The 22,852-nt window shown below is 67.7% G+C and carries 23 protein-coding genes; 4 read left to right on the plus strand and 19 right to left on the minus strand.

Translation table 11 applies throughout. From position 1 onward, the window contains the following. Nucleotides 1-2: 2 nt before the first annotated feature. The 13 genes from BM365_RS08300 to BM365_RS08360 all read right to left on the minus strand — a co-directional run bounded on the left by BM365_RS08300 (nucleotide 3) and on the right by BM365_RS08360 (nucleotide 12,394). Nucleotides 3-467 (minus strand): DUF2269 family protein, encoded by a 465-nt coding sequence (locus BM365_RS08300; RefSeq protein ID WP_093488219.1) that lies wholly within the window; start codon nucleotides 465-467, stop codon nucleotides 3-5. A gap of 1 nt (nucleotide 468) precedes the next feature. Next, on the minus strand, nucleotides 469-1,785 hold the full coding sequence (locus BM365_RS08305; RefSeq protein WP_093488220.1) for an SDR family oxidoreductase: 1,317 nt from the start codon (nucleotides 1,783-1,785) through the stop codon (nucleotides 469-471). A gap of 43 nt (nucleotides 1,786-1,828) precedes the next feature. Continuing rightward, the gene (locus BM365_RS08310) at nucleotides 1,829-2,164 is read right to left on the minus strand and encodes a zinc ribbon domain-containing protein YjdM (protein ID WP_093488222.1); all 336 of its coding nucleotides are present in this window, start codon (nucleotides 2,162-2,164) and stop codon (nucleotides 1,829-1,831) included. 94 nt (nucleotides 2,165-2,258) lie between these two features. Continuing rightward, nucleotides 2,259-3,650 carry an ATP-dependent protease ATPase subunit HslU gene (gene hslU, locus BM365_RS08315; protein WP_093488224.1) on the minus strand — a complete coding sequence of 464 codons (1,392 nt, stop codon included), beginning with the start codon at nucleotides 3,648-3,650 and terminating at the stop codon, nucleotides 2,259-2,261. A 38-nt stretch (nucleotides 3,651-3,688) separates the two neighbouring features. Continuing rightward, nucleotides 3,689-4,240, minus strand: a complete 552-nt coding sequence (gene hslV, locus BM365_RS08320) for an ATP-dependent protease subunit HslV (RefSeq protein ID WP_093488226.1) — start codon at nucleotides 4,238-4,240, stop codon at nucleotides 3,689-3,691. 85 nt (nucleotides 4,241-4,325) lie between these two features. Beyond that, on the minus strand, nucleotides 4,326-5,201 hold the full coding sequence (xerC, locus tag BM365_RS08325) for a tyrosine recombinase XerC (protein WP_093488228.1): 876 nt from the start codon (nucleotides 5,199-5,201) through the stop codon (nucleotides 4,326-4,328). Nucleotides 5,202-5,229: 28 nt separating this feature from the next. Continuing rightward, on the minus strand, nucleotides 5,230-5,901 hold the full coding sequence (locus BM365_RS08330) for a DUF484 family protein (RefSeq protein ID WP_056879244.1): 672 nt from the start codon (nucleotides 5,899-5,901) through the stop codon (nucleotides 5,230-5,232). After that, a complete protein-coding gene (gene dapF / locus BM365_RS08335; protein WP_175502054.1) occupies nucleotides 5,898-6,728 on the minus strand; it encodes a diaminopimelate epimerase in 831 nt (276 codons plus the stop codon). The genes BM365_RS08330 and dapF overlap by 4 nt, the downstream gene beginning before the upstream one ends. A gap of 25 nt (nucleotides 6,729-6,753) precedes the next feature. Continuing rightward, the gene (locus BM365_RS08340) at nucleotides 6,754-6,966 is read right to left on the minus strand and encodes an LPS translocon maturation chaperone LptM (RefSeq protein WP_093488232.1); all 213 of its coding nucleotides are present in this window, start codon (nucleotides 6,964-6,966) and stop codon (nucleotides 6,754-6,756) included. 43 nt (nucleotides 6,967-7,009) lie between these two features. Further along, nucleotides 7,010-7,342, minus strand: a complete 333-nt coding sequence (locus BM365_RS18140) for a YbaN family protein (protein ID WP_233210947.1) — start codon at nucleotides 7,340-7,342, stop codon at nucleotides 7,010-7,012. A gap of 318 nt (nucleotides 7,343-7,660) precedes the next feature. Next, nucleotides 7,661-9,832, minus strand: coding sequence for a S9 family peptidase (locus tag BM365_RS08350; protein ID WP_233210921.1), 2,172 nt, complete (start codon nucleotides 9,830-9,832; stop codon nucleotides 7,661-7,663). Nucleotides 9,833-9,897: 65 nt separating this feature from the next. Next, entirely contained in the window at nucleotides 9,898-12,003 is a 2,106-nt protein-coding gene (locus BM365_RS08355; RefSeq protein ID WP_093488236.1) for a prolyl oligopeptidase family serine peptidase, read from the minus strand. Between the two features lie 76 nt (nucleotides 12,004-12,079). Then, nucleotides 12,080-12,394: a hypothetical protein gene (locus BM365_RS08360; RefSeq protein WP_093488238.1), complete on the minus strand. Its 315-nt coding sequence runs from the start codon at nucleotides 12,392-12,394 to the stop codon at nucleotides 12,080-12,082. Nucleotides 12,395-12,536: 142 nt separating this feature from the next. Here BM365_RS08360 and BM365_RS08365 point away from each other — a divergent pair, with 142 nt between their 5' ends. After that, entirely contained in the window at nucleotides 12,537-13,121 is a 585-nt protein-coding gene (locus tag BM365_RS08365; RefSeq protein ID WP_233210920.1) for a lipocalin family protein, read from the plus strand. Nucleotides 13,122-13,145: 24 nt separating this feature from the next. Here BM365_RS08365 and BM365_RS08370 read toward each other — a convergent pair whose 3' ends face one another. After that, nucleotides 13,146-14,117 carry a helix-turn-helix transcriptional regulator gene (locus BM365_RS08370; RefSeq protein WP_093488242.1) on the minus strand — a complete coding sequence of 324 codons (972 nt, stop codon included), beginning with the start codon at nucleotides 14,115-14,117 and terminating at the stop codon, nucleotides 13,146-13,148. A 203-nt stretch (nucleotides 14,118-14,320) separates the two neighbouring features. Here BM365_RS08370 and BM365_RS08375 point away from each other — a divergent pair, with 203 nt between their 5' ends. Both BM365_RS08375 and BM365_RS08380 read left to right on the plus strand, forming a co-directional pair. Beyond that, nucleotides 14,321-14,971 carry a hypothetical protein gene (locus BM365_RS08375; RefSeq protein ID WP_093488244.1) on the plus strand — a complete coding sequence of 217 codons (651 nt, stop codon included), beginning with the start codon at nucleotides 14,321-14,323 and terminating at the stop codon, nucleotides 14,969-14,971. 343 nt (nucleotides 14,972-15,314) lie between these two features. Next, complete coding sequence (locus BM365_RS08380; RefSeq protein ID WP_093489604.1) at nucleotides 15,315-16,052, plus strand: DUF481 domain-containing protein; 738 nt, start codon at nucleotides 15,315-15,317, stop codon at nucleotides 16,050-16,052. A gap of 7 nt (nucleotides 16,053-16,059) precedes the next feature. On the opposite strand, the gene hemC is transcribed toward BM365_RS08380, so the two are convergent. The 4 genes from hemC to BM365_RS08400 all read right to left on the minus strand — a co-directional run bounded on the left by hemC (nucleotide 16,060) and on the right by BM365_RS08400 (nucleotide 19,479). Continuing rightward, nucleotides 16,060-16,968 (minus strand): hydroxymethylbilane synthase, encoded by a 909-nt coding sequence (gene hemC, locus BM365_RS08385; RefSeq protein WP_093488246.1) that lies wholly within the window; start codon nucleotides 16,966-16,968, stop codon nucleotides 16,060-16,062. Nucleotides 16,969-17,005: 37 nt separating this feature from the next. Then, nucleotides 17,006-17,740 (minus strand): LytR/AlgR family response regulator transcription factor, encoded by a 735-nt coding sequence (locus BM365_RS08390; RefSeq protein ID WP_093488248.1) that lies wholly within the window; start codon nucleotides 17,738-17,740, stop codon nucleotides 17,006-17,008. A 95-nt stretch (nucleotides 17,741-17,835) separates the two neighbouring features. After that, complete coding sequence (locus tag BM365_RS08395; RefSeq protein ID WP_093488250.1) at nucleotides 17,836-18,516, minus strand: alpha/beta hydrolase; 681 nt, start codon at nucleotides 18,514-18,516, stop codon at nucleotides 17,836-17,838. Between the two features lie 36 nt (nucleotides 18,517-18,552). Continuing rightward, on the minus strand, nucleotides 18,553-19,479 hold the full coding sequence (locus BM365_RS08400; RefSeq protein WP_093488252.1) for an energy transducer TonB: 927 nt from the start codon (nucleotides 19,477-19,479) through the stop codon (nucleotides 18,553-18,555). 325 nt (nucleotides 19,480-19,804) lie between these two features. On the opposite strand from BM365_RS08400, the gene BM365_RS08405 reads away from it, so the two are divergent. Continuing rightward, nucleotides 19,805-22,009 carry a sensor domain-containing protein gene (locus BM365_RS08405; protein WP_254772669.1) on the plus strand — a complete coding sequence of 735 codons (2,205 nt, stop codon included), beginning with the start codon at nucleotides 19,805-19,807 and terminating at the stop codon, nucleotides 22,007-22,009. Here the strand turns inward: BM365_RS08405 and BM365_RS08410 are convergent. After that, nucleotides 21,984-22,832, minus strand: a complete 849-nt coding sequence (locus BM365_RS08410) for an NAD-dependent protein deacetylase (RefSeq protein WP_093489606.1) — start codon at nucleotides 22,830-22,832, stop codon at nucleotides 21,984-21,986. The genes BM365_RS08405 and BM365_RS08410 overlap by 26 nt on opposite strands. Between the last annotated feature and the right edge of the window lie 20 nt (nucleotides 22,833-22,852).

The following is a 22,852-nucleotide window of genomic DNA, read 5'->3' on the forward strand; positions in this document are numbered from 1 at the left end:
GATCAGGTGGGTTTCATCACCATCAGCCAGAAGATGGCGATGACGCTGAGAAAGGCCGGCCAACCCAGCCAGAACCACCACCGCATGGCACGGTGATACGCAGGCGGCAGCGGCGTGCCGTCCCCAACGGCGCGTTGCGCGAGGTTGCGCGCGCGAACCTGCAGCCACAGTACGGGCAACCAGCACGCGCCGATCACGAAGAACAGCATCAGCGCCGCCTTAACCCACAAGACGTCCAGCGGCAGGCCGAGCAGATGCGTCAGCCAGACGCCCGTGACCAGTTGTACGACCACCGCCGGCGCGGTGAAGCAGGCGTCGGCGATCACCACCGTCCGTGCCGTCGCGGCGATCACGCGCGCATCGCCACGCAGGTGCGCGAGCCACATGAAGAACGCAATGCCCAGCCCGGTGCCGAACAGCAGCGTCGAGGCGAGGATATGGATCCACTTCACCCACAGGCAGGTCATCTCAGCGCCGCTCCGTCAGGACCCACAGCATCGCCAACGCCGGCATCAGCACCAGATTCTTCGCCATGCCACCCAGCGGGTCCCACCACGAGGCAGGCACCAGGCCCCCAAGCACCAGTGTGTAGGTGAGCAACAAGAGCAGCATCGCGCCGATGGCGGTGCGCGACCGCCAACCGCTCGCCAACCAGAGGCCGAGGACGAGATCGGCCGCACCGCCTGCGCGCGCCAGCATCACCGGCTCCCAGGCCGCCACCGACGTATCCGCCGAGAGGCGCAGGATGTCCGCCGCCGGCGTGATGAAGCCCGCCAGCGCCGACAGCAGCCACAAGCCCACCACGGCCCAACGCAAGGCGGGCGCGAGGAAGTAGAGCTGCGCATGCCAACGGTCCTGCACCTGGCTGGGCACCTGGCCCAGCGCTTCGGCGAGCGCGCGAGGCCGCAGGCCGAAAGCGGCCGTCAGCCGCTCTGTCGCATCCGGCGTGGTGGTATTGCCCCTTCGCAGCATGCGCCACATCGTCCGTCCCACCGGTCCGCGGCCCACCGCCTCCATCGCCGCTACCGCGAGCGACACGCAGGCCTCGGGCACGGCCACCACGCGCTCGCCGGGAATGCGCAGCCAACGTCGCCATTGACGCTGGTAGTCGCGCAACGACATCGGCGCGGGGCCGCCCACTTCGTAAATCCCACTGACCGTGTCGTCGGCCGCGCGCGCGACCAATTCACCCAGATCCTCCACTGCAACGGGCTGCACCTGCCATCGACCGTCGCCCGGCAACCATTGCGCGCCGGGAAAGCCCGCCAATGCACGCAACAGCGAGGTGCCGCCGTAGGAGCCGCTTACCGAATAGACCACCGACGGACGCAATACGACGGACGACAGCGCGAGCCCGCCGAGTTGTTCGTCGAAGCGATGTTTGGAGGCGACGAACGGCCCATCCTCGGGCAGGCCCAGGGCGGATATCTGCACGAAGCGCCTGATGCCGCGCGCTACGCAGGCCTCCGCAAGCGCCAGCGGTGCGACCACATGCACGATCTCGAACGTCTGTCCCGCTCCCTCGCGGAGGATGCCTGCGGCGTTGACCACCGCATCCACGCCGTCCAGCAGTGGCACCCAGTCCTCTGGCCGCCGCATCGCCTGCAGATCGCACGCGCGCTCGTCATCCGCGAGCCGAGTTCCCTTCGGCCGCACGGCACGCAGGACGCGCCAGCCATGGCGGCGCAGCGCCGCCACCAGGTAACCACCGATGAACCCCGCACCCGCCACCACCAACACCGTTCGCGCCTTGCCGTCCGGAGATGCCTGCGAAGGGATGTGCATGCGGTCGTTCCGTGTCCGTCGAGGGTGATGGGAAACGCGCGGGTCAGGCCTTGCGCACGAACTCCGACTTGAGCTTCATCGCGCCGATGCCATCGATCTTGCAGTCGATATCGTGGTCGCCGTCGACCAGGCGGATGTTCTTGACCTTGGTGCCGACCTTCACCACCAGCGACGAACCTTTCACCTTCAGGTCTTTGATGACGGTGACGGTGTCGCCGTCCTGCAACAGGTTGCCGTTCGCGTCCTTGATGACGCGCACTTCATCGCCGGCGGCGGCATCGGCAGACCATTCGTGGCCGCACTCCGGGCACACCAGCTGCACGCCGTCCTCGTACGTGTAGGCGGAAGCGCATTGGGGGCAGGGAGGCAGCGTACTCATGGGAAAGGAGAAGGAGTGCGGGGATGCATCGATTGTAACCGACGCCCCCATGCACCCCGGAAACGAAGAACCCGCCTCGCGGCGGGTTCGGGACTCAGAGGATGTAGCGGCTGAGGTCGGGGTCCTGCACCAGCTCGCCCAAGTGCGCATCGACGTAAGCGCGGTCGATGACCACGCTCTGGCCATCGCGGTCGGGCGCTTCGTAGCTCAGCGTGTCCAGCAGGCGCTCCAGCACCGTATGCAGGCGGCGCGCGCCGATGTTCTCCTGGCGCTCGTTGACCAACGCGGCGATCTCGGCGAGACGGTCGATCGCATCATCGCTGAAACGCAACGCGACGCCTTCGGTCTTCATCAGCTCCACGTATTGCTTGCTGAGCGCCGCCTTCGGCTCGGTGAGGATGCGGATGAAATCGTCCTTGCTCAACGCCGACAGCTCGACGCGGATCGGGAAACGCCCTTGAAGCTCCGGGATCAGGTCGCTGGGCTTGGCCAGGTGGAATGCGCCGGAAGCGATGAACAGGATGTGGTCCGTCTTCACCGTGCCGTACTTGGTCGATACGTTGCTGCCTTCCACCAGCGGCAACAGGTCGCGCTGCACGCCCTCGCGGCTGACATCGGCGCCGCCGACGTTGCCGCTGCGCTTGGCGACCTTGTCGATCTCGTCGATGAAGACGATGCCGTGCTGCTCGCAAGCCTCGATCGCGGCCGCACGGATGTCGTCCTCGTTGACCAGCTTGCCGGCTTCCTCTTCGACCAGCTGCGGACGCGCTGCCTTGATCGTAACCGTGCGTTTGTGGGTCTTGCTACCGCCCAGGTTGGAGAACATCTGGCGCAGCTGCTGGCCCATCTCCTCCATGCCCGGCGGAGTCATGATGTCGACACCGACGTTGGCGGAGAGCTCGAGTTCGATCTCGCGCTCGTCCAGGTCGCCATTGCGCAGCTGGCGGCGCAGCTTCTGCCGGGTCTCAGATTCCTTCGACGACGGCTCCGCGCCGATGTCAACGGTCGTGGTGGCGGTGTTCGCGCCGAAGCCGAACCCGCCGCCGGCGCCCTCGCGGCGCGGCAGCAGCGCGTCGAGGATGCGGTCTTCCGCACGCTCCTCGGCCTGGGTGCGCATGCGCGCCTTGGCCTGCTCGCGGTACATCTTCACCGCGGTATCGGCCAGGTCGCGGACGATTTGCTCGACGTCCTTGCCCACGTAACCGACTTCGGTGAAGCGCGTGGCTTCCACTTTCACGAACGGCGCATTGGCCAGCGTCGCCAGGCGCCGCGCGATTTCGGTCTTGCCGACGCCTGTGGGGCCGATCAGCAGGATGTTTTTCGGCATGACTTCGTTGCGCAGGCCTTCATGCAACTGCATGCGGCGCCAACGGTTGCGCAGCGCGATGGCCACCGCACGCTTGGCCGCGTGCTGGCCGACGATATGGCGGTCGAGTTCCTGCACGATCTCGCGCGGGGTCATCGTGGATGAAGTGTTTTCTGTCATGGGGATGGATTCGTTGGAATGCGAGCGGGCGTCGGAGCTCAGAGCTCTTCGACCACCACGTTGCGGTTGGTGTAGATGCAGATGTCGCCGGCGATGTTCAGCGACTCGACAGCGATGGACTTCGCATCGAGTTGGGTGTGGGCGAGCAGCGCGCGCGCGGCGGACAACGCGTAGGAGCCGCCCGAGCCGATGGCGATGATGCCGTCCTCCGGCTCGATGACATCGCCGGTGCCGCTGATGATCAGCGAGGTTTCCTTGTCGGCGACGGCGAGCAGCGCTTCGAGCTTGCCCAGGCGGCGCTCGGTGCGCCAATCCTTCGCCAATTCCACGGCAGCGCGCGTCAGCTGGCCGTGCTTCTCCAGCTTGGCTTCGAACAGTTCGAACAGCGTGAACGCATCCGCCGCGGCACCGGCGAAACCGGCCAGCACCTGTCCGTCGCGACCGAGCCGGCGCACCTTGCGCGCATTGCCTTTCATAACGGTGTGGCCCAGCGTCACCTGGCCATCGCCCGCGACGGCGACATGGCCGTTGCGGCGCACGGACAGGATGGTGGTGGCGTGGAAGACGTTCGGGTTCTGGCTGGGGTCCATGGAGGCCTCCGGGGTGTTCCCACAGAGGTGGGGACGCCGCTCCCCGGTTCAAGCATGACCTTTGGGAGAAGGCCCCTCCACGCGGCTACTTCTTCCGCTTGGCCCGAGGATGCGCGGCGTCGTAGACCTTGGCCAGATGCTGGAAGTCCAGGTGCGTGTAGATCTGCGTGGTCGCGATGTCGGCGTGGCCCAGCAGCTCCTGCACGCCACGCAGATCGCCGGAGGATTCGAGGATGTGGCTGGCGAAACTGTGCCGCAGCATGTGCGGGTGCACATGCTTGAACAGGCCCTGACGCTGTGCCAGTTGCTTGATGCGGATCTGCACGGCGCGTTGCGAGAGCGGTCCGTCGCCACGACCGGGAAACACGAACGCTTCGTTACCAGCAGGACGTTCCTGACGCCACTCGTCCAGCGCGCGGCGCGCGTGCGACCCCACCGGCACGCGTCGTTCCTTGTTGCCCTTGCCCAGCACGTTGACCATGCCACCGGCCATGTCCAGGTCGCGCCAGCGCAGCAGACACAGTTCGCTCAAGCGCAGGCCGGAAGAATAGAACAGCTCCAGCAAGGCGCGATCGCGCAGACCCAGCGGCGCATCGGTGGGCACTTCCACCAAGCGTACCGCTTCGTCCGCATCCAACACTTGCGGCAGCTTGCGCGGCGCCTTGGGAGCGCGCAGCGCCGCGGCCGGACTGGCCGCGATGCGGCCATGCTTCAACAGCCATTGATAGAAGCTGCGGCACGCCGAAAGCCGCCGCTGCAGGCTCTTGGGCGACAAGCCGCGGCGATGCTCGGCGGCGACGAAGCTGCGCAGCTGTTCCGCCTGGATATCGGCGACGTCGGCGATCTCTTGTGCCTGCGCCCACTCCGTCAGCGCGGCGAGATCGCGGCGGTAGGCATCCAGCGTGTGCGCGGAAACGCGACGCTCGACTTCGAGATAGGCGAGGAAGTCGGCGACGGTCATGCGCGCAGGTCCGCGCGATGCGCCCGGGTCAGGCGAACCGCTTCAGCGCCGTCGCCAGCGTCTCGCCCATCATGCGCAGGAACAGTGTGCCCATGCCGGGATAGAAACGGTTGCTGTCGCGGCTGCCGACGGCCACCAGGCCGATGCCGGGCAACGGCAGCAACGCCGACGAGGCGACTTCTTCCGCACGCGAGCCGTACAGCAGCACATGCTTCTCCGGCTGCAGGCGCCCGCAGATCGGCTCGCCATCGCGGAGGCAGTCGCGGAACGGTGCCATGTGCGGATTATCGGCCGGCACGACCTGCAGCCATTCGCTCTCTTCCAGTCCCGCGACGGGCTCGAGCAGGACGATGCTGACGCGGTCGCCGTTGAAATCCTCGGCCAACGAGGCGGCCATCGCCCGCACGGTGTCGGCGGCGCTGCCCTGCTTCATCAGCGTGAGCGCCAACTGGTGCGTACGCACGGCCAGGCGCTCGTTCTCCTGCGCGTTGCCGAACAGGTCGTTGAGGCGCTTGGACAGTTCGCGATTCTTGTCGCGCAACACCTCAAGCTGGTAGCTGGCGAGCGACGCGGTAGGGCCATCGTCGCGCGGTACCACCAGGCTCAGCGCCAGGTCGGGGAACTGCTTCAGGAACGTCGGGTGCCGCCGCAACCAGGCCGCGACTTCGTGGGCGCCCAGCTTTTCGAGTGTCTCGCTCATGCTTTCCATTCCCCTTCGAATACGAATGCCGCCGGCCCGGACATGATGACCGGCGCGTCGTCCGACGGCCAGCGGATGCGGAGTTCGCCGCCCGGCAATGCAATGGCCACGTCGCGGTCCACCCGGCCACGGCGGATCAGCACGGCCGCCGCCGCGCAAGCGCCACTGCCGCAGGCGAGCGTTTCGCCGACGCCGCGCTCGTAGACGCGCAGGCGCACGCGGTCGCGCGCGACCACTTCGGCGAAGCCGACGTTGACCGATTCCGGGAAGTGCGCCGAGCGCTGCAGCAGCGGACCGTAGTGGTGCACCGGCGTATCGTCCACCGACCGCACTTCGATCACGGCGTGCGGATTGCCCATCGATACCGCACCGAAGCGCAGCTTCACGCCCTCGTCCACGCTCGCGTCGTACTCGCCGCGTGGCTCGCCGAACCCGTGCAGCGGGATGCGGTCCGGCACGAACTCGGGCACGCCCATGGCGATGGCGTAGCGGTCCTCGCCGAGCCGCTCGACCCCATGCGTGGCCAGCGGACTGTCGACGACGAACGTGTCGCCGCGCGCGACACCGTCGCGCACCAACCAGGCCGCCACGCAGCGCGCGCCGTTGCCGCATTGCTGGGAGGGCGAGCCGTCGGCATTCCAGATGCCGTACGCGGCGACGGCCCCGGCCGAGCGCGGGGCTTCGATCGTGAGGATCTGGTCGCAGCCCACACCGCGATGGCGGTCGGCCAGGCGCGCGGCGAGCGATGCGTCGGGCGGCGCCAGGCCGTCGCGGAGATCCAGCACGACGAAGTCGTTGCCGGCGCCGTGCATCTTGGTGAAGCGCATGGACGTCTCCCGCGTGCGGGCCGGCTCAGCCATTCCCGTCGGTGGCCGGCACCGTGGCGGGATCGATCGGCGGTTCGGCGGGCACGGCGGGCGCGGGCGTCGTCTCGGGGGTCGTCGCCGGCGTCACCGGCGCGTCTTCCGCGGGCTTTTCCGGGAGGAACAGCGGGCCCTTGGCTCCGCAGGCGGACAGGACCGCCATCAGGGCGGCAGCGGCGAGAAGACGGGCGTTCCGATTCATGCCGCGAGTATAGCCACAGGCCGATGAACGCGGCGGCCGAGGGTCAGCCTGGTGGCTCCGGCCGCCGCCACAGCCACAGGCCGACCACGGCCATGCAAACGATCGGCAAAGCCACCATCCACCAGTGGTGCGAACCGACCCACTGCATCAGCGCGAGCAGGATCACGGCGCTGGCGAGCATCGTCCACGTGGCCGCCCACTTGGCGCGCCGCGACACCGCGCGATGCAAGTGCCAGTCGTGGATCATCGGGCCGAAGCGCGGGTGCGTGACCAGGTAACGATGCAGCCGGTCCGAACCGCGCGAGGCCGCATAGGCCGCGATTAGGATGAAGACCGTCGTCGGCAACCCCGGCACGAACACGCCGAGGATGCCCATGCCCAGGCTTGCGTACGCCAGCAGCCACCACGCCCAGCGGAACCGGGCGGGCCTGGGGTCGGGCAGATCGCGGGGTTTGGGGGAAGACGTATCGGGCACCGCGCCCTTGTACCCCAAATCCGCCGCTGATGGCGCGAACACGACGTGCGCGCAGCGGACGACCGCGCCCCACCTCGCCATGGCCCACCTCTCCGTTCCGCTGCTGCTCTCCCCCTGTTATCGGCGGGAAGGCCGCGACGCTGGAGCGCCGCTCATCGGCTGGCCCTGAAAAGAAAAAAGCCGGGTCGCCCCGGCTTTCTTCGTGCCTCGCATCGCTGCTTACTTCGACGCGACGCCCAGCTGGTCCAGCATGAAGGCGAACATTTCGGCGCGCTCGCGGTACTGGCGGAAGCGACCCGACTTGCCGCCGTGGCCCGCTTCCATGTTGGTGCGGAACACCACCGGGCCCTTGCCGGTGTTGAGGTCGCGCAGGCGGGCGACGTACTTGGCCGGCTCCCAGTACTGCACCTGCGAATCCCACAGGCCGGTGCCGACGAACATCGACGGGTAGGCCTTGGCCTGCAGGTTGTCGTAGGGTGAGTAGGTCAAGATGTAGTCGTAGTAGCCCTTCTCTTCCGGATTGCCCCACTCGTCGTACTCATTGGTGGTCAGCGGAATGGTGGGGTCCAGCATCGTGGTGACGACGTCGACGAACGGCACCAGGGTCAGGATGACCTTGTACTTCTCGGGGGCCATGTTCGACACCGCACCCATCAGCAGGCCGCCGGCGCTGCCGCCCATCGCGGCCACGCGATCCTTCGCCGCGTAGCCTTCCTTCACCAGGTAGTCGGTGACGTCGATGAAATCGGTGAAGGTGTTGACCTTGTTGTAGAGCTTGCCGTCGTCGTACCACGCGCGGCCCATTTCCTGGCCGCCGCGGATGTGAGCCAGCGCATACACCACGCCGCGATCCAGCAGGCTGACGTTGGTGATGCTGAAGTTCGGATCCATCGAGCTGCCGTAGCTGCCGTAGGCGTACTGCAGCATCGGCGCCTTGCCGTCGCGGGCGACGTCCTTGCGGTACACCAGGGTCACCGGGATCTTCGTCTTGCCATCGCGGGCCGGCGCCCACACGCGCTCGGTCACGTACTTCGAGGCGTCGTAGCCCGGCACGGGCTGCTGCTTCAACTGCCGGCGCTCGCCGGTCTTGGTATTGATCTCGTAGGTCGTGGCCGGCGTGGTCATCGACGTGTAGCTGTAGCGCAGCCAGTCGGTACCGGTTTCCGGATTGGCGGACAGGCCCATCGAGTAAGCCGCTTCGTCGGCCTTGACGTAGTCGCTGCTGCCATCGGCCTTGATCACGCGCAGGCTTTCCAGTGCGTTGGCGCGTTCGGCCACCACGCTGAAGCCGTCGAACAGTTCGAAGCCCTCGACGAACACGTCGGCGCGGTGCGCGATCCAGTCCTTCCAGTCCTTGCGCGAGGTCGAATCGGTCGGCGCCGTCACGATCTTGAAGTTGGTCGCGCCATCGGCATTCGTGCGGATCACCCAGCGATCGCCGAGGTGGTCGGCCTGGTACTCCACATCGCGCTCGCGCGGGGCCAGCACGGTGAACACGCCCGGACTCGCGGCCGGCGTGCAGCGCATCTCGGACGACACGGTGCTCTCGACGCTGATGCAGATGAACTTGTCGTCGCGGCTGCGGCCGATGCCCATGTAGAAGCTGTCGTCTTCCTCTTCGTAGACCAGCTTGTCCTGGCCGGCCGGCGTGCCCAGCGCGTGCGACTTCACCCGCTTGCTGAGCAAGGTCTCCGGATCCTTGTCCACGTAGAACAGGGTGCGGCCGTCATCGGACCAGACCAGGTTCGGCTCGGCGTTGGTGACCGTGTCGGGCAGGATCTCGCCGGTCTGCAGGTTCTTGAAGCGGATGGTGTACTGGCGGCGGCCGTTGGTGTCGTCGGCGTAGGCCAGCAGTGTGTTGTCCTGGCTGACTTCGTAGTCGCCGACGTTGTAGTAGTCCTTGCCGGCGCCCAGCGCATTGACGTCCAACAGCACCTGCTCACCTGTGAAATCGCCGGCTGCGTTCGCCGCCTGGATCGACACCGCATCGACGCCCGGGCCGTCCTTGCGGCGCGCATGCACGGGGTAATCCTTGCCGGTCACGAAGCGCGCGTAGTACCACCAGCCGCGTTCGCGGTACGGCACGCTGGCGTCGTCCTGCTTGATGCGGGCGACGACCTCGTTGTACAGCTTGTCCTCCAGCGGCTTCAACGGCGCCATCACCGAGTCGGTGTAGGCGTTCTCGGCGTTGAGGTACGCCAGCATCTCCTTGTTCTCGCGCTTGTCGTCGCGCAGCCAGTAGTACTCGTCGTTGCGCTCGGCGCCGTGCGGGGCCTTCACGACGTGCGGCTTCTTGGCCACATCGGGCGCGGTAGCGGTGGCGGCGAGGGCGGAGGTGATCGGGGTGCTCATCAGGACGGTTGCGGCAAGCAGGAAGGAGGTCGTCTTCATGGATGGGGTCCGGGAATGCGGGATGCAATGGCAGCGCCCCTCCGCGAGGGAGGGGCGCCGGGGACTTACTTGGCCAACTGTTGCCAGAGGAAGGTGTAGGCCAGCGCGCTCATGTGCGCCGCCTGCGCGTTGTTCGCCGCGCCGCCGTGGCCACCTTCGATGTTCTCGTAGTAGCGCACGTCCTTGCCCGCTTCCAGCATCTTGGCGGCCATCTTGCGGGCGTGGCCCGGGTGGACGCGGTCATCGCGGGTGGAGGTCATGAACAGCGAGGGCGGGTAGTCCTTCTTCGCGTCGAACAGGTGGTACGGCGAGAAAGTCTTGATGAATTCCCAGTCGGCGGTGTCGGGGTTGCCGTACTCGGCCATCCACGAGGCGCCCGCCAGCAGGTGGCTGTAGCGCTTCATGTCCAGCAGCGGGACCTGTACGACCACCGCACCGAACAGCTCCGGGTACTGGGTCAGCATATTGCCGGTGAGCAGGCCGCCGTTGCTGCCGCCCTGGATGCCCAGGCGCTTCGGCGAGGTGATCTTGCGGGCGACCAGGTCCTGCGCGACCGCAGCGAAGTCCTCGTACGCCTTGTGGCGATTGGCCTTCAGCGCCGCCTGATGCCAGCGCGGACCGTACTCGCCGCCGCCACGGATATTGGCGACTGCGTACACGCCGCCCTTCTCCAGCCAGCCCTTACCCACGCCGCCGGAGTAGCCGGGGGTCAGCGAGATCTCGAAGCCGCCGTAGCCGTACAGCAGGGTCGGGGTGCTGCCGTCGTACTTCAGGCCTTCCGGGCGGACCAGGAAGTACGGCACCTTGGTGCCGTCCTTGGACGTGGCGAAGTGCTGTTCGATCGTCTTGCCCGAGGCATCGAAGAACGCCGGCATCGACTTCAGCTGTTCCGGCTGCTTGCCGATCTCGGCGAGCGACAGCGTGGTCGGGGTCAGGTAGTCGGTGACGGTCAGCCACACCGCATCGCTGTCGTCGCTGTCCACGTCGCTGACGCCGATGGTGCCGAAGGACGGCGCGCCGACGAAGGCGCTGGTCTTCCAGCCCGAGGCCGACGGCGTGAGCACGCTCAGGCGGTTCTTCACGTCTTCCAGCACGTTGAGGACGAGGTGGTTCTTCGTCCAGGTGAAGCCGGCCAGCGAGGTCTTGTCGGTCGGGGTGAACAGCACGTCGAAGTCGCGCTTGCCGGCCATGAAGTCGTCGAATTTCGTCGCCAGCAGGCTGCCCGCAGCGTAGGTCTTGCCGCCGACGGTCCACGCTTCGCGCAGTTCGAGCGTCAGCCATTCCTTGTGCACGCCCTTGTTGGCCGAATTCTGGACATCGATCTTGGCCAGCTTGCCGTCGGCACCGCGCAGGTACAGCTCATCGTTGTAGAAGGCGATCGTGCGGCTGACGAAATCGCGCTGGAAGCCGGGCGTGTCGTCGTGGAATGCGGCGATGTACATGTCTTCCGCCGTGCCTTCGTAGACCACCGAGGCCGATATCAGCGGCGTGCCGCGCTTCCATTCCTTGACGATGCGCGGGTAGCCCGAGCTGGTCAGGCTGCCGGCGCCGAAGTCGCTGTAGACGTAGACGGTGTCGGCATCCTTCCAGCCCAGCGCGCCCTTGGCTTCGGGACGGTAGAAGCCGTCCTTCAGGAACACCTTGTTGGCCAGGTCGAATTCGCGGGTCTCGTCGGCGTCGGCGCCGCCGCGCGACAGCGCGACCAGGCAGCGGGTGTAGTCGGGCTTGCGGCAGTCGGCGCCGTGCCAGACCCAGTTCTTGCCCTCGGCCTTGTTCAGCGCATCGAGGTCGAGCACGGTCTCCCACTGCGGCTGGGCCTTGCGGTACTCGGCCAGCGTGGTCCGGCGCCAGACGCCGCGCTCGTGCTGCTTGTCCTTCCAGAAGTTGTAGTAGAAATCGCCGATCTTCTGCACGCCGGGGATCTTGGCGTCGGAATCGAGGATGGCGCGGATGTCCGCTTCCAGCTGCTTGAAGGCCGGGGTCGAGGCGATCTCGGCCTCGGCCTTGGCGTTGACGCCCTTCACCCAGTCGAGCTGTTTCTGTCCCTCGACGTCCTCCAGCCAGGCATACGGGTCGTTGGACACGTCAGCCTCCTTGGCGTGGACGGGGGCGGTCATGGCGCCCGCAACGGCAAGGCCGGCGGCCAGGCAGGCGTGGGTGAGTCTGGGCATCGGGAGTGGCTCCGGAGGTGCAATTCATGAACCTCTCACGCTAGCACAAGGCCCGGAGGCCACCCCATGCCGAAGGTCAGGCCGCCTTGACCAGGGCCGGGTGGCGAGCGCGCAGGCGGCGGGCCTGCGGGGTGCGGCGGCGGGCGGCATAACGAAACCGGCGCGCTGCCGCGGGCAGGCGGAACCGGTGCAGCGCCCACCATGCCGCGGCCGGCATGCCCACCAGCCATAGCGGTAGCCACCCCAGCGTGTCGGTGCTGGCGCGCGCCAGCGGCACCAGGAGCACCAGCGCCAGGCCTGTCAGCACCACCCGACGCAGCACGCGGTCCAGCGCGGCATCGGGGCGATCGGAAGCACCTGGGCGGGACGAGGTGAATGACGCGATGGACATGGCGAGTGGCTCCCGTGAGTTGATGTCGGTACGACGTCACACTCGCGCACCTGCATCTCACGGGTTGCGACATCCCCGGTTAACATCGCCGTCGCATCCTGATGACTAGCGTGTCCGTATGACAGGGAGGAAGGAGTCCCGCATGCCCATGTCGTTGTTCTCCCGCGTCGCCCGAAGTGCCCTGATCGCCTTGCTGCTGGTGCTTTCCGCCGGCTGCGCCAGCCGTGGCGAGGCGCAAGGGGGTCCGGCGCCCGTGGACCTGCCCCGCTTCATGGGCACCTGGCATGTGGTGGCGCACATTCCCTACTTCGCCGAACGTGGGCACGTCGCCGCGCGTTATGAATATTCCTTCCGCGACAGCGACAAGGTCGGGGTGGCCTACCACTACCGTGAAGGATTCGACCAGCCCGAACAGGTGCGCGAAGCCCGCGCGTCGGTGAAGGAAGCCTCCGGCAACCGCGAGTGGACGTTGTGGTTCGTCGGCGTGGTGCCGGCCAAGTGGCGCATCGTCGACGTGGCCCCGGACTACTCCTGGGCACTGATCGACTACCCGGGCCGCGACATGGGCTGGATCCTGGCGCGCGATCCGGTGATGGACGACGCGCAGTATCAGGACCTGGTGAAGCGCGCGCGCGACCACGGCATCAATGCCCGCCAACTGGTCCGCGTACCGCAGCTGCCCGCACAGCTCGGCAAGCCGGGCTTCGGCGAGTCGAAGGGGCCCTGAGGTTCGGTCGGACCGCTTGGCGGCTTATTTCTTCTCGTAGTTCGATAGCGCGAGTTCCAGCAGCGCCTTCGCCTGTTCGCGCAGCACGGCGGGTTCGACGATCTCCGCGTCGGCGCCGTAATGCAGAATGTCCATCAGCAGCTCGCGCGAAACGCTGTAGGGGATCTTGAGCTCGTAACGACCGTCGGGCAGGTGGCGGCCCTGTTGCTTGGAATGCCATTGCTCGTCGGCGACCCAGCGCGCGGCCTTGGCGCTGAACAGGATCGTCGCCCAGCCTTTCGGTTCGCCGGAGAAGATCCCGTAGCTCGATGCCAGGTGCTGGTTGAGTTCCTCGTTGGGCAGGTCGCGTGCGGGTTCTTCAGCCAACCGCGCGTTGCCCACGCGATCGACGGCGAAGCTGCGCAACGCGTTGCGCTCGTGGTCCCACGCATCCAGGTACCAGTTGTCGCGGTAGTGGGTGATGCGTTGCGGCGACACCGTGCGGCGCGTGCGCTCGTCGGTGGAACGCGCGCGGTATTCGAACTGCAGCTGCTTCCGTTCCAACACCGCCGAGGCGACGGTGCGGAAGCTCGCTTCGTCCAGCTTGCGGCCGCGATGCGGGATGACCCGTACGCGGTCTACCGGCCAATGCGACACGCCGGCATGGTCGGCCAGCAGTCCTTCGATGCGCTTCTGCAGCGGCGCCAGCGCGCCCGACAGCACGCCGCCGCCGGTACGGACCAGTAGTTGTTGTGCCGCGAGCAGGGCATACAGTTCTTCCGAGCTCAGCCACAGGCCCGGCAGCTCGAAGCGCTCGCTCTCCGCGGCGTGGTAGCGGAAGCCCGCTTCACCATCGCCCTCGATCGGCGCCATCAGCGCATCGCGCAGGTACGCCAGGTCGCGGTAGACGGTAGCGCGCGAACAGCCGAGCTCCTCCTGCAGGCGTTTCACCGTGACCGGGTAGCGCGCCGCCTTGAGGATGCGGTGCAGGGCGGTAATCCGTTCGATCTTGTCCATGGGGGGCACGGCAGGGGGCGTGGCCGGATTATCGCCGACGGGTGGCCGTTTTCGCTGCCCGCCTGACGTTGAGCGGAATACAGGGGACAAGCGCCGGCGGCGCCTTGGGCCCGTGCGGTGCCAGGCGTCCCGGCGTGTTTGCGCCGCCGGAACACCCTCAACGCACGGACCCAAGACGCTGCCCCTTCGACGAGGCTGCCGCCATGCCTTTGCGTACCGCCCTGCTGTCCACGGCTACCCTGCTGATCCTGTCCGGCCTGGCCGCATGCCAACGCACACCGCCTGCGGCGGGAGGCACGACCGCCTCCACCGCCGCGCCGGTGCCGCCGCATCGTGTCTCTGCAACGGATGCCGTCGCGGAGGTGAAAGCGTCGATGCACCGGTTTCTGGATGCCCGCAGTTTCCATGCCCGGATGGAGATGGACGGCGCACACCCGATGACCAGCGAGATGGAGTACGTCGCCCCGGACCGCTACCGGATCACCCTGCCCACCGGCACGCAGACCGTCATCGGCAACATGTTGTACATGCAGGTGAACGGCCGATCCACGCGCGTTCCGCTGCCTCCCGAGACGCTGGCCCCCTGGCGAGATCCGCTCAAACTCCAGCAGGCCCAGCAAGGCCTGTCTGCGGACTTCCTCGGCGAAACGGAGATCGATGGCGTGTCGGCCAGGCACTACCGCGTCCGCAACACGGTGCCCGAGCCGGTGGCGTTCGAGTACTGGATCGGAGCCGGCGGCTTGCCCTTGCGACTGCGCCACGACGGCACCGACAACGAAGGCCGCGCCTACACCGTGGTGCAGACGTACTCGCGCTACGACGATCCGGCCATCGCCATCGAAACGCCACCCTGAACGTTCGGTTGGCAGGCGACCAGGACCGGTACTACAACCGTGACGAGGGTCGCCGCCCGTGCGTTCATCCATGGCACAATCCATGTCGCAAACCTGAATCGGAACAAGCACTTGGCTTGTGACTCGATCGGGTGACGCCTACCATGTAACCGATTACACCCTCCCCCGAGGCCCCATGTCCCCGTCCGCGCCCTCCTCCCTGCTGACGCTCGCCCTGCTCACCGTTCTGGCTTCCCCGGCCCTGGCCGCCGACGTACTGCTCCCGCGCAACGAGAAGGTCGACGTGGCCAAGAGCACCAAGTCCTTCGGCAAGGAGGCGACCACGCTCGTGCCGGTGGTGGCCATGGCGGTGCGACCGATCCCCGAAACCCCGGCCGCGCCGCCGCCGCCGACACCCAAGCTGACCGGTGGCGGTGAGCTGGGTTTTGCAGCCGCCAGCGGCAACAGCAACACCGAGAGCTTCAACGGCCGCCTGGACCTGACCTACACCGACGGTGGTGCCTGGCGACACAGCGCCAGCCTGTTTGGCCTGCATTCGCGGTCGGAGTACACCCGCACCAACGACGACGGCAGCATCGTGCGCGACACCCGCACCACGGCGAACCGGTACACGGTCAACGCCAACAGCGCCTACCTCATGGACGATCGCGGCACGCTCAACACCGCGCTACGCCATGAGGAAGACGACTTCGGCACGTACAGCCGTCAGCAGTCACTCAGCCTCAGCTACGGCAACCGGGTGATCGAGAACGAACGCGCCCACCTCGACCTGCAGGTCGGCCCGGGTTATCGCCGCGCCTACGACACCGTCGATGGGCGCACCGAGGCCAGCTTCATCGGCCGCGGCCTGATCGACATGCGCTACGCGCTCACCGACAGCACCGAGATCGTCAACAAGCTGCTGGTGGAATCGGGCGAATACAACACCTTCGCGCAGAACGACCTGGGCGTGTCGGTGACGATGAACTCGCATCTGGCCCTGAAGGCGGGCTGGCAGGCGCGCCACAACAGCGACGTGGCCGAAGACATCAAGAAAACCGACACGCTGACCACGATGAACGTGGTCTACCGCTTCAAGTAAGCGACGGTCAGGCCAGGAACGCGCCCGCGCCCTGGTCCAGCAGCTGCGCAGCCACGCGGCGCCCCAGCGCTTCCGGATCGCTCACCGCGCCCGCGCTTTCGGCCCGGATCACCTGGCCCTCCGCGGCGGAGCCCACCAGCCCCACCAGCACCAGCGCGTCGCCTTCGCGTTGCGCGAACGCCGCCACCGGCACGTGGCAACTGCCGTGCAGCGCGCGGTTCATCGCGCGCTCCGCCTCCACGCACAGGCGCGTAGCGGCATCGTCCAGCGATGCGAACAACGCGTGCACGTCGGGATCTTCCGCGCGGCATTCGACCGCGATCGCCCCCTGCGCCGGCGCAGGCAGCCAGTCCGGCGCCTGCAGGCGCGTGCGGATGCGCGCATCGAAGCCTAGTCGCTGCAGGCCCGCGCACGCCAGCACGATGGCGTCGTAGTCGCCCGCATCCAGCTTGGCCAGGCGCGTGTTGACGTTGCCGCGTAGGTCGAGCAACTGGAGGTCCGGCCGCAACGCGCGCAGTTGCGCCTGACGGCGCAGCGAAGACGTACCAACGCGCGCACCCTGCGGCAGCGCCGCGATGCCGTCGTAATGGTTCGAGACGAAGGCATCGGCGGCGTCGGCGCGCGTGAGGATCGCCGGCAGCGCGAACGGGCCTTCCAGCTCCATCGGCACATCCTTCAGCGAGTGCACGGCGCAGTCGGCTTCGCCGCGCAGCATCGCGAGTTCGAGCTCTTTGAGGAACAGACCCTTGCCGCCGATGGCCGCCAGCGAGCGGTCCAGCACCTCATCGCCGCGCGTACTCATCGGTACCAGTTCCACGACCAGGCCCGGATGGACGGCGCGCAGGCGGTCGGCGACGTGTTCGCTCTGCCATAGGGCGAGCGGGCTCTTGCGGGTGGCGATGCGCAGCGTGGTCATGCGGGCATTATCCCGCATGCCGCGACGTCCGCGGGCCTCAGAGCGTCTTGACGGTCTCGCGCAGGCCGGCCACGCAACGCCGGCTGACTTCCAGCGGCGCCTTGCCGTGGCGCAGGATCGCCTGTACGTGGCCATCGCCGACGCGCTTGATCTCGACCAGTTCGTGGCGCGCCACCAGGCAATTGCGGTGGATGCGCACGAAGCGCCCACCGAACTCTTCCTCCAGCGATTTCAGCGACTCCTCGATCAGGTCCTCGCCGCGCGCGTGATGCACCACCACGTACTTCTCCTCGGCCTGCAGGTAGTGCACCTCGTCGACCGGGATCAGGCGCAGGCTGCCGCGCAGACGCGCGCACAGGTGGGTGCGCGGCTGGCCACTCGATGCGGCCGCAGGCGCCTGGGTCTCGCGCCCGGCAATGAACGTGCGTGCGCGCTCCAGTGCCGCGGCCAACCGTTCGGCGCGAATGGGCTTCATCAGGTAGTCGATCGCGGCGGCCTCGAAGGCCGACAGCGCGTGCTCGTCATAGGCCGTGCAGAACACCACTGCCGGCCGCGGGTCGAAGGCGGCCAGATGCCGGGCTGCTTCCAACCCGTCCACACCGGGCATCGCGATGTCGAGCAGGACCATGTCCGGGCGGTGCTGCGAACAGGCTTGCAGTGCATCCAGGCCGTTCTCGGCCTCGGCCACCACGTCGATGCCCGCATGTTCGGCCAGCAACGCGCGCAGGCGCTCGCGGGCGAGGGGTTCGTCGTCGGCTATGACCACTTTCACGGCAAAGGCGTCCTCGATGAACGTTGGCGTGATCCCCCGTGGCCTAGGTTACCCATGGCGGCGCCACGCGTCACCCGGGTGGGGACGCATGGGGATTACAACGCAAACCGCCGTTCCATCCAGTCACCCAGGTCACGGATTTCCTCGGCGCAGACCTGGTGCGCCATCGGATAGCGGTGCCAGGCCACGTCGAAGCCCATATCCCCGAGCGCCCGGGCGCTCTGCTCGGCATGGACCAGCGGGATGACCGGATCGCCCGTGCCATGCGCCATGAAGACCGGCTGCGAGGTCGCTGCGGCAGCGAGGTGCGACGCCGCCTGCGACGCACCCGGCAGGTAGGTGGACAGCGCGATCAGGCCAGCCAGCGGTACCTGCCGCCGCAAGCCGGCGGACAGGATGATGGCACCGCCCTGCGAGAAGCCGGCCAGCAGCAGACGCTCCGGCCTGATGCCGCGTGCATGTTCGCGCTCGATAAGCGCACCCACCTGTACAAGCGACTCCTCGATGCCCGCACTGTCCGCACGGGTCGGGAAGTCCATGCCGACGATGTCGTACCAGGCGCGCATGCGCACGCCGTTGTTGATGGTCACCGCGCGCACCGGCGCATGCGGAAACACGAAACGCAGCGCGGGCCAGCCGGGTCGCACGAGTTCGGGCACGATCGGCGCGAAGTCATGGCCGTCGGCGCCCAGGCCGTGCAGCCACAGCACGGACCATTGCGGGGAAGGACCGGTGTCCTGTTCGACAGTGTCGAGAAGCGGGTCGGGGGTCGTCATGCCGCCATTCTCGCCGCAGTGCCACGTGGAAACCAATCAGTCCGCGCCACCCTCCGCGTCCGCGGGCAACCGGAACCGCACCGTGCGCTGCGAGGCATGCGCCTGTCCGCTCGGTTCGAAACGCCAGCGCTGCGCCACCGCCAGCGCGGACGCGTCGAACAGCCCGGCAGGTGACGACGACAGCAGGCGCACGTCGCGCACGCTGCCATCGGGCTGGATGGTGAAGGCCACGTCCGCCTGCCCTTCGATGCGCGCGCGCAAGGCGGGCAATGGGTAGCGCGGCTGGGCGTCCTGTATCAGGCGAGGCGTGCGGATCATCGGCGCGGCACGGGCGGCCGCAGGTAACGGAGGAGGCATCTCGGCCATGACCGGCGCTGGCGGTGGCGCGGGGTTGGCCGCCGCGGGTGCGCTCGCGGATGCGGGCGCCGGTTCATCGGCCACCGCGGGTGACGGCGGCGCGGTCGTCGGTCGCGGCGCGACCATCACCGACGGCGGCGGCGTTTCCAAGGCCGCGACCGTGGCCTGCGCGGCCTGTTCCCGTTGCAGCGCTGCGATGTCCTTACGCAGGCGCGGCAGGGCGGGCGCGCGCGCGTCGACTCGTTCGATCAACACGAGCAACCGTTCGCCCTCGGCCGCATCGCCGCGCGCAATGGCCTGCTCGGCGGCGATCACGACGTAGGGCTGCAGCTCGGCCAGCGCGGTTTGCGCACGTGCGGCCTCGGTCGCGTCCTCACGGGCCGCCAGATAGTGTTCGATCGCGTTGTCGCCGCTGGGCGACATCAGCCGTCGCTCGGCCAGCGCGCGGGTCGCGCGCGCGTACGGCGTCACTGCGTCGTCGTCGCTGTCGGGCAATACCGCACGGATGGACGCCCCGGACGCCGGCTCTCCCGACGCGGGCCCGGGCGCTCGCCCACATGCTGTCAGGCCCACCACCAACGCCAGGCCCATTCCGATCTTCTTCATGCTTGGATCACCCCCGTCATGCGGCCGGCAAGCCTAGGCGGCCTTCATGACGGCGATGCGTCAGGGCGATGCATCGACCGCCCCTGTCCTTTCGGACACTGGACACCGGCTTCGCTCGCGTCGCGTCGGCAAGGCCTCAGGCATGCGGATGATATGGAACCGTTTGCATGCATCCACCCACGCGTGCGGCGCGTAAGTTCGGGTAAAGTGCTTTGATCCGGGGCCGATACCGTTTCGTATGGCCCCACCCCGGGGCGGCGTAGCAGGGACTGCCGTGGCGAACCCGGACCATCCGACGGATAACGTTCTTGGGGAAGACGCGACCGTGAGGCCCACTGCCATCGCCATGCCTGCCTTGTCTGCGCCTGCCGAACCCGATGTGTCCTGGGTCATCGACCACAGCGACAACGCCGTCGTGGTCTGCGACGACGACGCCCGCATCACCTACATCAACCAGGGCTTCACCCGGATGCTCGGATACACCCTGGACGAAGTGGCGGGCCGCCGGCCCAGCGACTTCCTCGCGGGCCCGCATACCGATCCCGAAACCGTCGAATGGGTGCGTGGGCAGTTGAATGCGCAACAGGGATACCGCACCGAACTGCTGGTCTACGCCAAGAATGGCGTGCCGCTGTGGATCTCGGCGGTGGTCAACCCCGTGTTCGACGGCGATCGCGGCGCGCGCTACCTGCTCGGTGTCTATACCGACATCACCCACAGCAAGCTGCACGAAGAGCTGCACCGCAAAGTGCTGGGCGCGATCGTCCGCGAACAGCCGTTGCAGGACGTGTTGACGCTCGTCTGCCGCGAGGTGGAAAAAGTGATGCCGGAGGCGGTGGCGTCGGTGATCGCACTCGACGACTACGGCCACCTGCGCGTGCTCGCCGCACCCAGCCTGCCCGACCACATCGCCGGCGCCGTCAACGGCGAGCGCGCCGGTCCGATGGTGGGCGCGTGTGGCTCGGCTGCATGGAGCGGGCAACCGGTGGAATGCACCGATATCGATCGCGACCCGCGCTGGCAGGCCTACAAGGCACCCTTCCTCGCGCTCGGCATCCGTGCCTGCTGGTCCAGCCCGATCAAGGGCCACGATGGCCGCGTGCTGGGTACCTTCGCGCTGTACTACTGGGAAAACCGCGCCCCGGACGAGTTCCACCAGCGCGTGGTCGACGTCTGCCTGCACCTCTGCGCCCTGGCGATGGACCGCGAACGCGCGCGCGCGCGCATGCACCAGCTGTCCTTCTTCGACACCCTGACCGGGCTGCCCAATCGGGCGCTGTTCAACAACAAGGTCGAGCAGATGCTGCTGGACGCCGCGCGCCGGGACAGTGCGGTGGCGCTGCTGTTCGTCGACATCGACCGCTTCAAGATCGTCAACGACACCCAGGGCCATACCGCCGGCGACGCATTGTTGCGCGAACTGGCCCGGCGGCTGAGCGGGGAACTGCGCGAGGCCGACGTGGTCGCGCGCCTGGCCGGCGACGAATTCGTGCTCGCCGTACCCGACTACGACGCCGAGGACGCCGCCAATCTCGCCGACCGCCTGATGGCGCGCCTGTCGCAGCCGGTCAATGCCGGCCGGATGATGCTGACGCCTCAAGCCAGCGTGGGCGTGGCGATGTTTCCCAGCGACGGCTGGGACGTGGACTCGCTGGTGCGCCACGCGGATATCGCGATGTATCGCGCCAAGTCCGAGGGCGGCGCCCGCATCGTGTTCTACAGCGTCGAAATGAACCAGGCCATGCAGGAACGCCTGGCGCTGGAGAATGCGCTGCGCGAAGCCGTGCGCAGCGGCCAGTTGCGCCTGCACTACCAGCCGCAGGTCGGCATGGACGACGACACCCGCCTGCACGGCGTGGAAGCCCTGTTGCGCTGGCGGCATCCGGAGATCGGCGAGATCTCGCCCGGGACCTTCGTGCCGATGGCCGAGGAATGCGGCTTGATCGACGATCTCGGCCGGTGGACGCTGGAAGAGGCCTGCACGCAGATGGCGGACTGGCGCCGTCGCGGCGTGCCGGTGCCGCGCGTGTCCGTCAATCTGTCGGCGATCAACTTCGAGCAGCAAGACCTGCCCACCTTCATCGGCAACGTACTGGGCAAGTGCGGCCTATCGCCCGACGAACTGATGGTGGAGGTGACCGAGAGCGTCATGCTGGCGCAGAAGCCGGAGGTGCTGGCGAACATCGATGCGATCCACCGCATGGGCGTGCACTTGTCGATCGACGACTTCGGTACCGGTTACTCCAGCCTGAGCCACTTGCACCGCCTGCCGATCAGCGAGCTCAAGCTCGACATGAGCTTCGTCCGCGACCTCGAGCACAGCGAATCGGCGCGGGCGCTGACGACCTCCATCCTGCGCATCGGCGAGAGCCTGTCGTTGAAGGTCGTGGCCGAGGGCGTGGAGAACCAGGCCCAGCGCGCGGTCCTTGCCTCGTTGAACTGCGACATCCTGCAGGGCTATTACGTGTCGCGGCCGCTGTCCCCGCATTCGCTGGAGCGCTGGCTCAGCCTGCAATCGCCGGCGGAGTGACGCGGTAGCGCCCGCCGTCCAGCAGGAACGCCAACGCGTCGCCGCAGGGCGCGGCGATCCGGAACTGGAGCAGATCGTCGGCACGCGTACGCCCCAGGTTCACGGCCGCCACGGGCATGCCCGCGCGCATTGCGGCATGCACGAAGCGCAGACCCGAATACACCATCAGCGACGAGCCCACCACGAGCATCGCATCGGCGCGCTCCAGATGCGCCATCGCCGCCTGGACACGCTCGCGCGGCACGTTTTCGCCGAAGAAGACGACGTCAGGCTTGAGCATGCCGTCGCACGCATGGCAGGTCGGGATACGAAACACGCTGAAGTCGCGTCCTTCCAGGTCCGCATCGCCATCCGGCGCCGCACCGGCGGTCAGGCCCGCCCACTCGGGATTCGCGTCGACGAGCCGGACCTGAAGCGCTGCGCGCGACGATCGTGCCCCGCAGCCGAGGCAGACGATGTCGTCCAGCCGCCCGTGAAGGTCGATCACCGACCGACTGCCCGCAGCCTGGTGCAGGCCGTCCACGTTCTGGGTCAGCAGCATCTCGCATGATCCGTGCGCCTCCAGGGCCGCCAGCGCACGGTGCGCCGCATTGGGGTTGGCCTCCGCGATACGTGGCCACCCCAGCAGGCTTCTCGCCCAGTAGCGCTGGCGCGTCGCCAGATCGCCAACGAAAGCCTGGTAGGTCACCGGCGGCGTGCGCTTCCATGCCCCCTGCTCGTCCCGGTAGTCGGGAATGCCGGAGCCGGTGCTGCAGCCGGCGCCGGTCAGCAGGAACAAGCGGCGGTGGGCCGCCACGAAATCCTCGAGTCGCGTATCGCTCATGCCGGCAGCATAGGCGATGC

This window comes from Pseudoxanthomonas sp. YR558 (assembly GCF_900116385.1).
Lineage (GTDB): Bacteria > Pseudomonadota > Gammaproteobacteria > Xanthomonadales > Xanthomonadaceae > Pseudoxanthomonas_A.

Excerpts from the sequence above, each read along its gene's own strand:
- BM365_RS08300 (WP_093488219.1), bottom strand. The coding sequence starts at position 467 with ATGACCTGCCTGTGGGTGAAGTGGATCCATATCCTCGCCTCGACGCTG.
- BM365_RS08305 (WP_093488220.1), bottom strand. The coding sequence starts at position 1,785 with ATGCACATCCCTTCGCAGGCATCTCCGGACGGCAAGGCGCGAACGGTG.
- BM365_RS08310 (WP_093488222.1), bottom strand. The coding sequence starts at position 2,164 with ATGAGTACGCTGCCTCCCTGCCCCCAATGCGCTTCCGCCTACACGTAC.
- hslU (WP_093488224.1), bottom strand. The coding sequence starts at position 3,650 with ATGACAGAAAACACTTCATCCACGATGACCCCGCGCGAGATCGTGCAG.
- hslV (WP_093488226.1), bottom strand. The coding sequence starts at position 4,240 with ATGGACCCCAGCCAGAACCCGAACGTCTTCCACGCCACCACCATCCTG.
- xerC (WP_093488228.1), bottom strand. The coding sequence starts at position 5,201 with ATGACCGTCGCCGACTTCCTCGCCTATCTCGAAGTCGAGCGTCGCGTT.
- BM365_RS08330 (WP_056879244.1), bottom strand. The coding sequence starts at position 5,901 with ATGAGCGAGACACTCGAAAAGCTGGGCGCCCACGAAGTCGCGGCCTGG.
- dapF (WP_175502054.1), bottom strand. The coding sequence starts at position 6,728 with ATGCGCTTCACCAAGATGCACGGCGCCGGCAACGACTTCGTCGTGCTG.
- BM365_RS08340 (WP_093488232.1), bottom strand. The coding sequence starts at position 6,966 with ATGAATCGGAACGCCCGTCTTCTCGCCGCTGCCGCCCTGATGGCGGTC.
- BM365_RS18140 (WP_233210947.1), bottom strand. The coding sequence starts at position 7,342 with ATGGGCATCCTCGGCGTGTTCGTGCCGGGGTTGCCGACGACGGTCTTC.
- BM365_RS08350 (WP_233210921.1), bottom strand. The coding sequence starts at position 9,832 with ATGAAGACGACCTCCTTCCTGCTTGCCGCAACCGTCCTGATGAGCACC.
- BM365_RS08355 (WP_093488236.1), bottom strand. The coding sequence starts at position 12,003 with ATGCCCAGACTCACCCACGCCTGCCTGGCCGCCGGCCTTGCCGTTGCG.
- BM365_RS08360 (WP_093488238.1), bottom strand. The coding sequence starts at position 12,394 with ATGTCCATCGCGTCATTCACCTCGTCCCGCCCAGGTGCTTCCGATCGC.
- BM365_RS08365 (WP_233210920.1), top strand. The coding sequence starts at position 12,537 with ATGCCCATGTCGTTGTTCTCCCGCGTCGCCCGAAGTGCCCTGATCGCC.
- BM365_RS08370 (WP_093488242.1), bottom strand. The coding sequence starts at position 14,117 with ATGGACAAGATCGAACGGATTACCGCCCTGCACCGCATCCTCAAGGCG.
- BM365_RS08375 (WP_093488244.1), top strand. The coding sequence starts at position 14,321 with ATGCCTTTGCGTACCGCCCTGCTGTCCACGGCTACCCTGCTGATCCTG.
- BM365_RS08380 (WP_093489604.1), top strand. The coding sequence starts at position 15,315 with ATGGCGGTGCGACCGATCCCCGAAACCCCGGCCGCGCCGCCGCCGCCG.
- hemC (WP_093488246.1), bottom strand. The coding sequence starts at position 16,968 with ATGACCACGCTGCGCATCGCCACCCGCAAGAGCCCGCTCGCCCTATGG.
- BM365_RS08395 (WP_093488250.1), bottom strand. The coding sequence starts at position 18,516 with ATGACGACCCCCGACCCGCTTCTCGACACTGTCGAACAGGACACCGGT.
- BM365_RS08400 (WP_093488252.1), bottom strand. The coding sequence starts at position 19,479 with ATGAAGAAGATCGGAATGGGCCTGGCGTTGGTGGTGGGCCTGACAGCA.
- BM365_RS08410 (WP_093489606.1), bottom strand. The coding sequence starts at position 22,832 with ATGAGCGATACGCGACTCGAGGATTTCGTGGCGGCCCACCGCCGCTTG.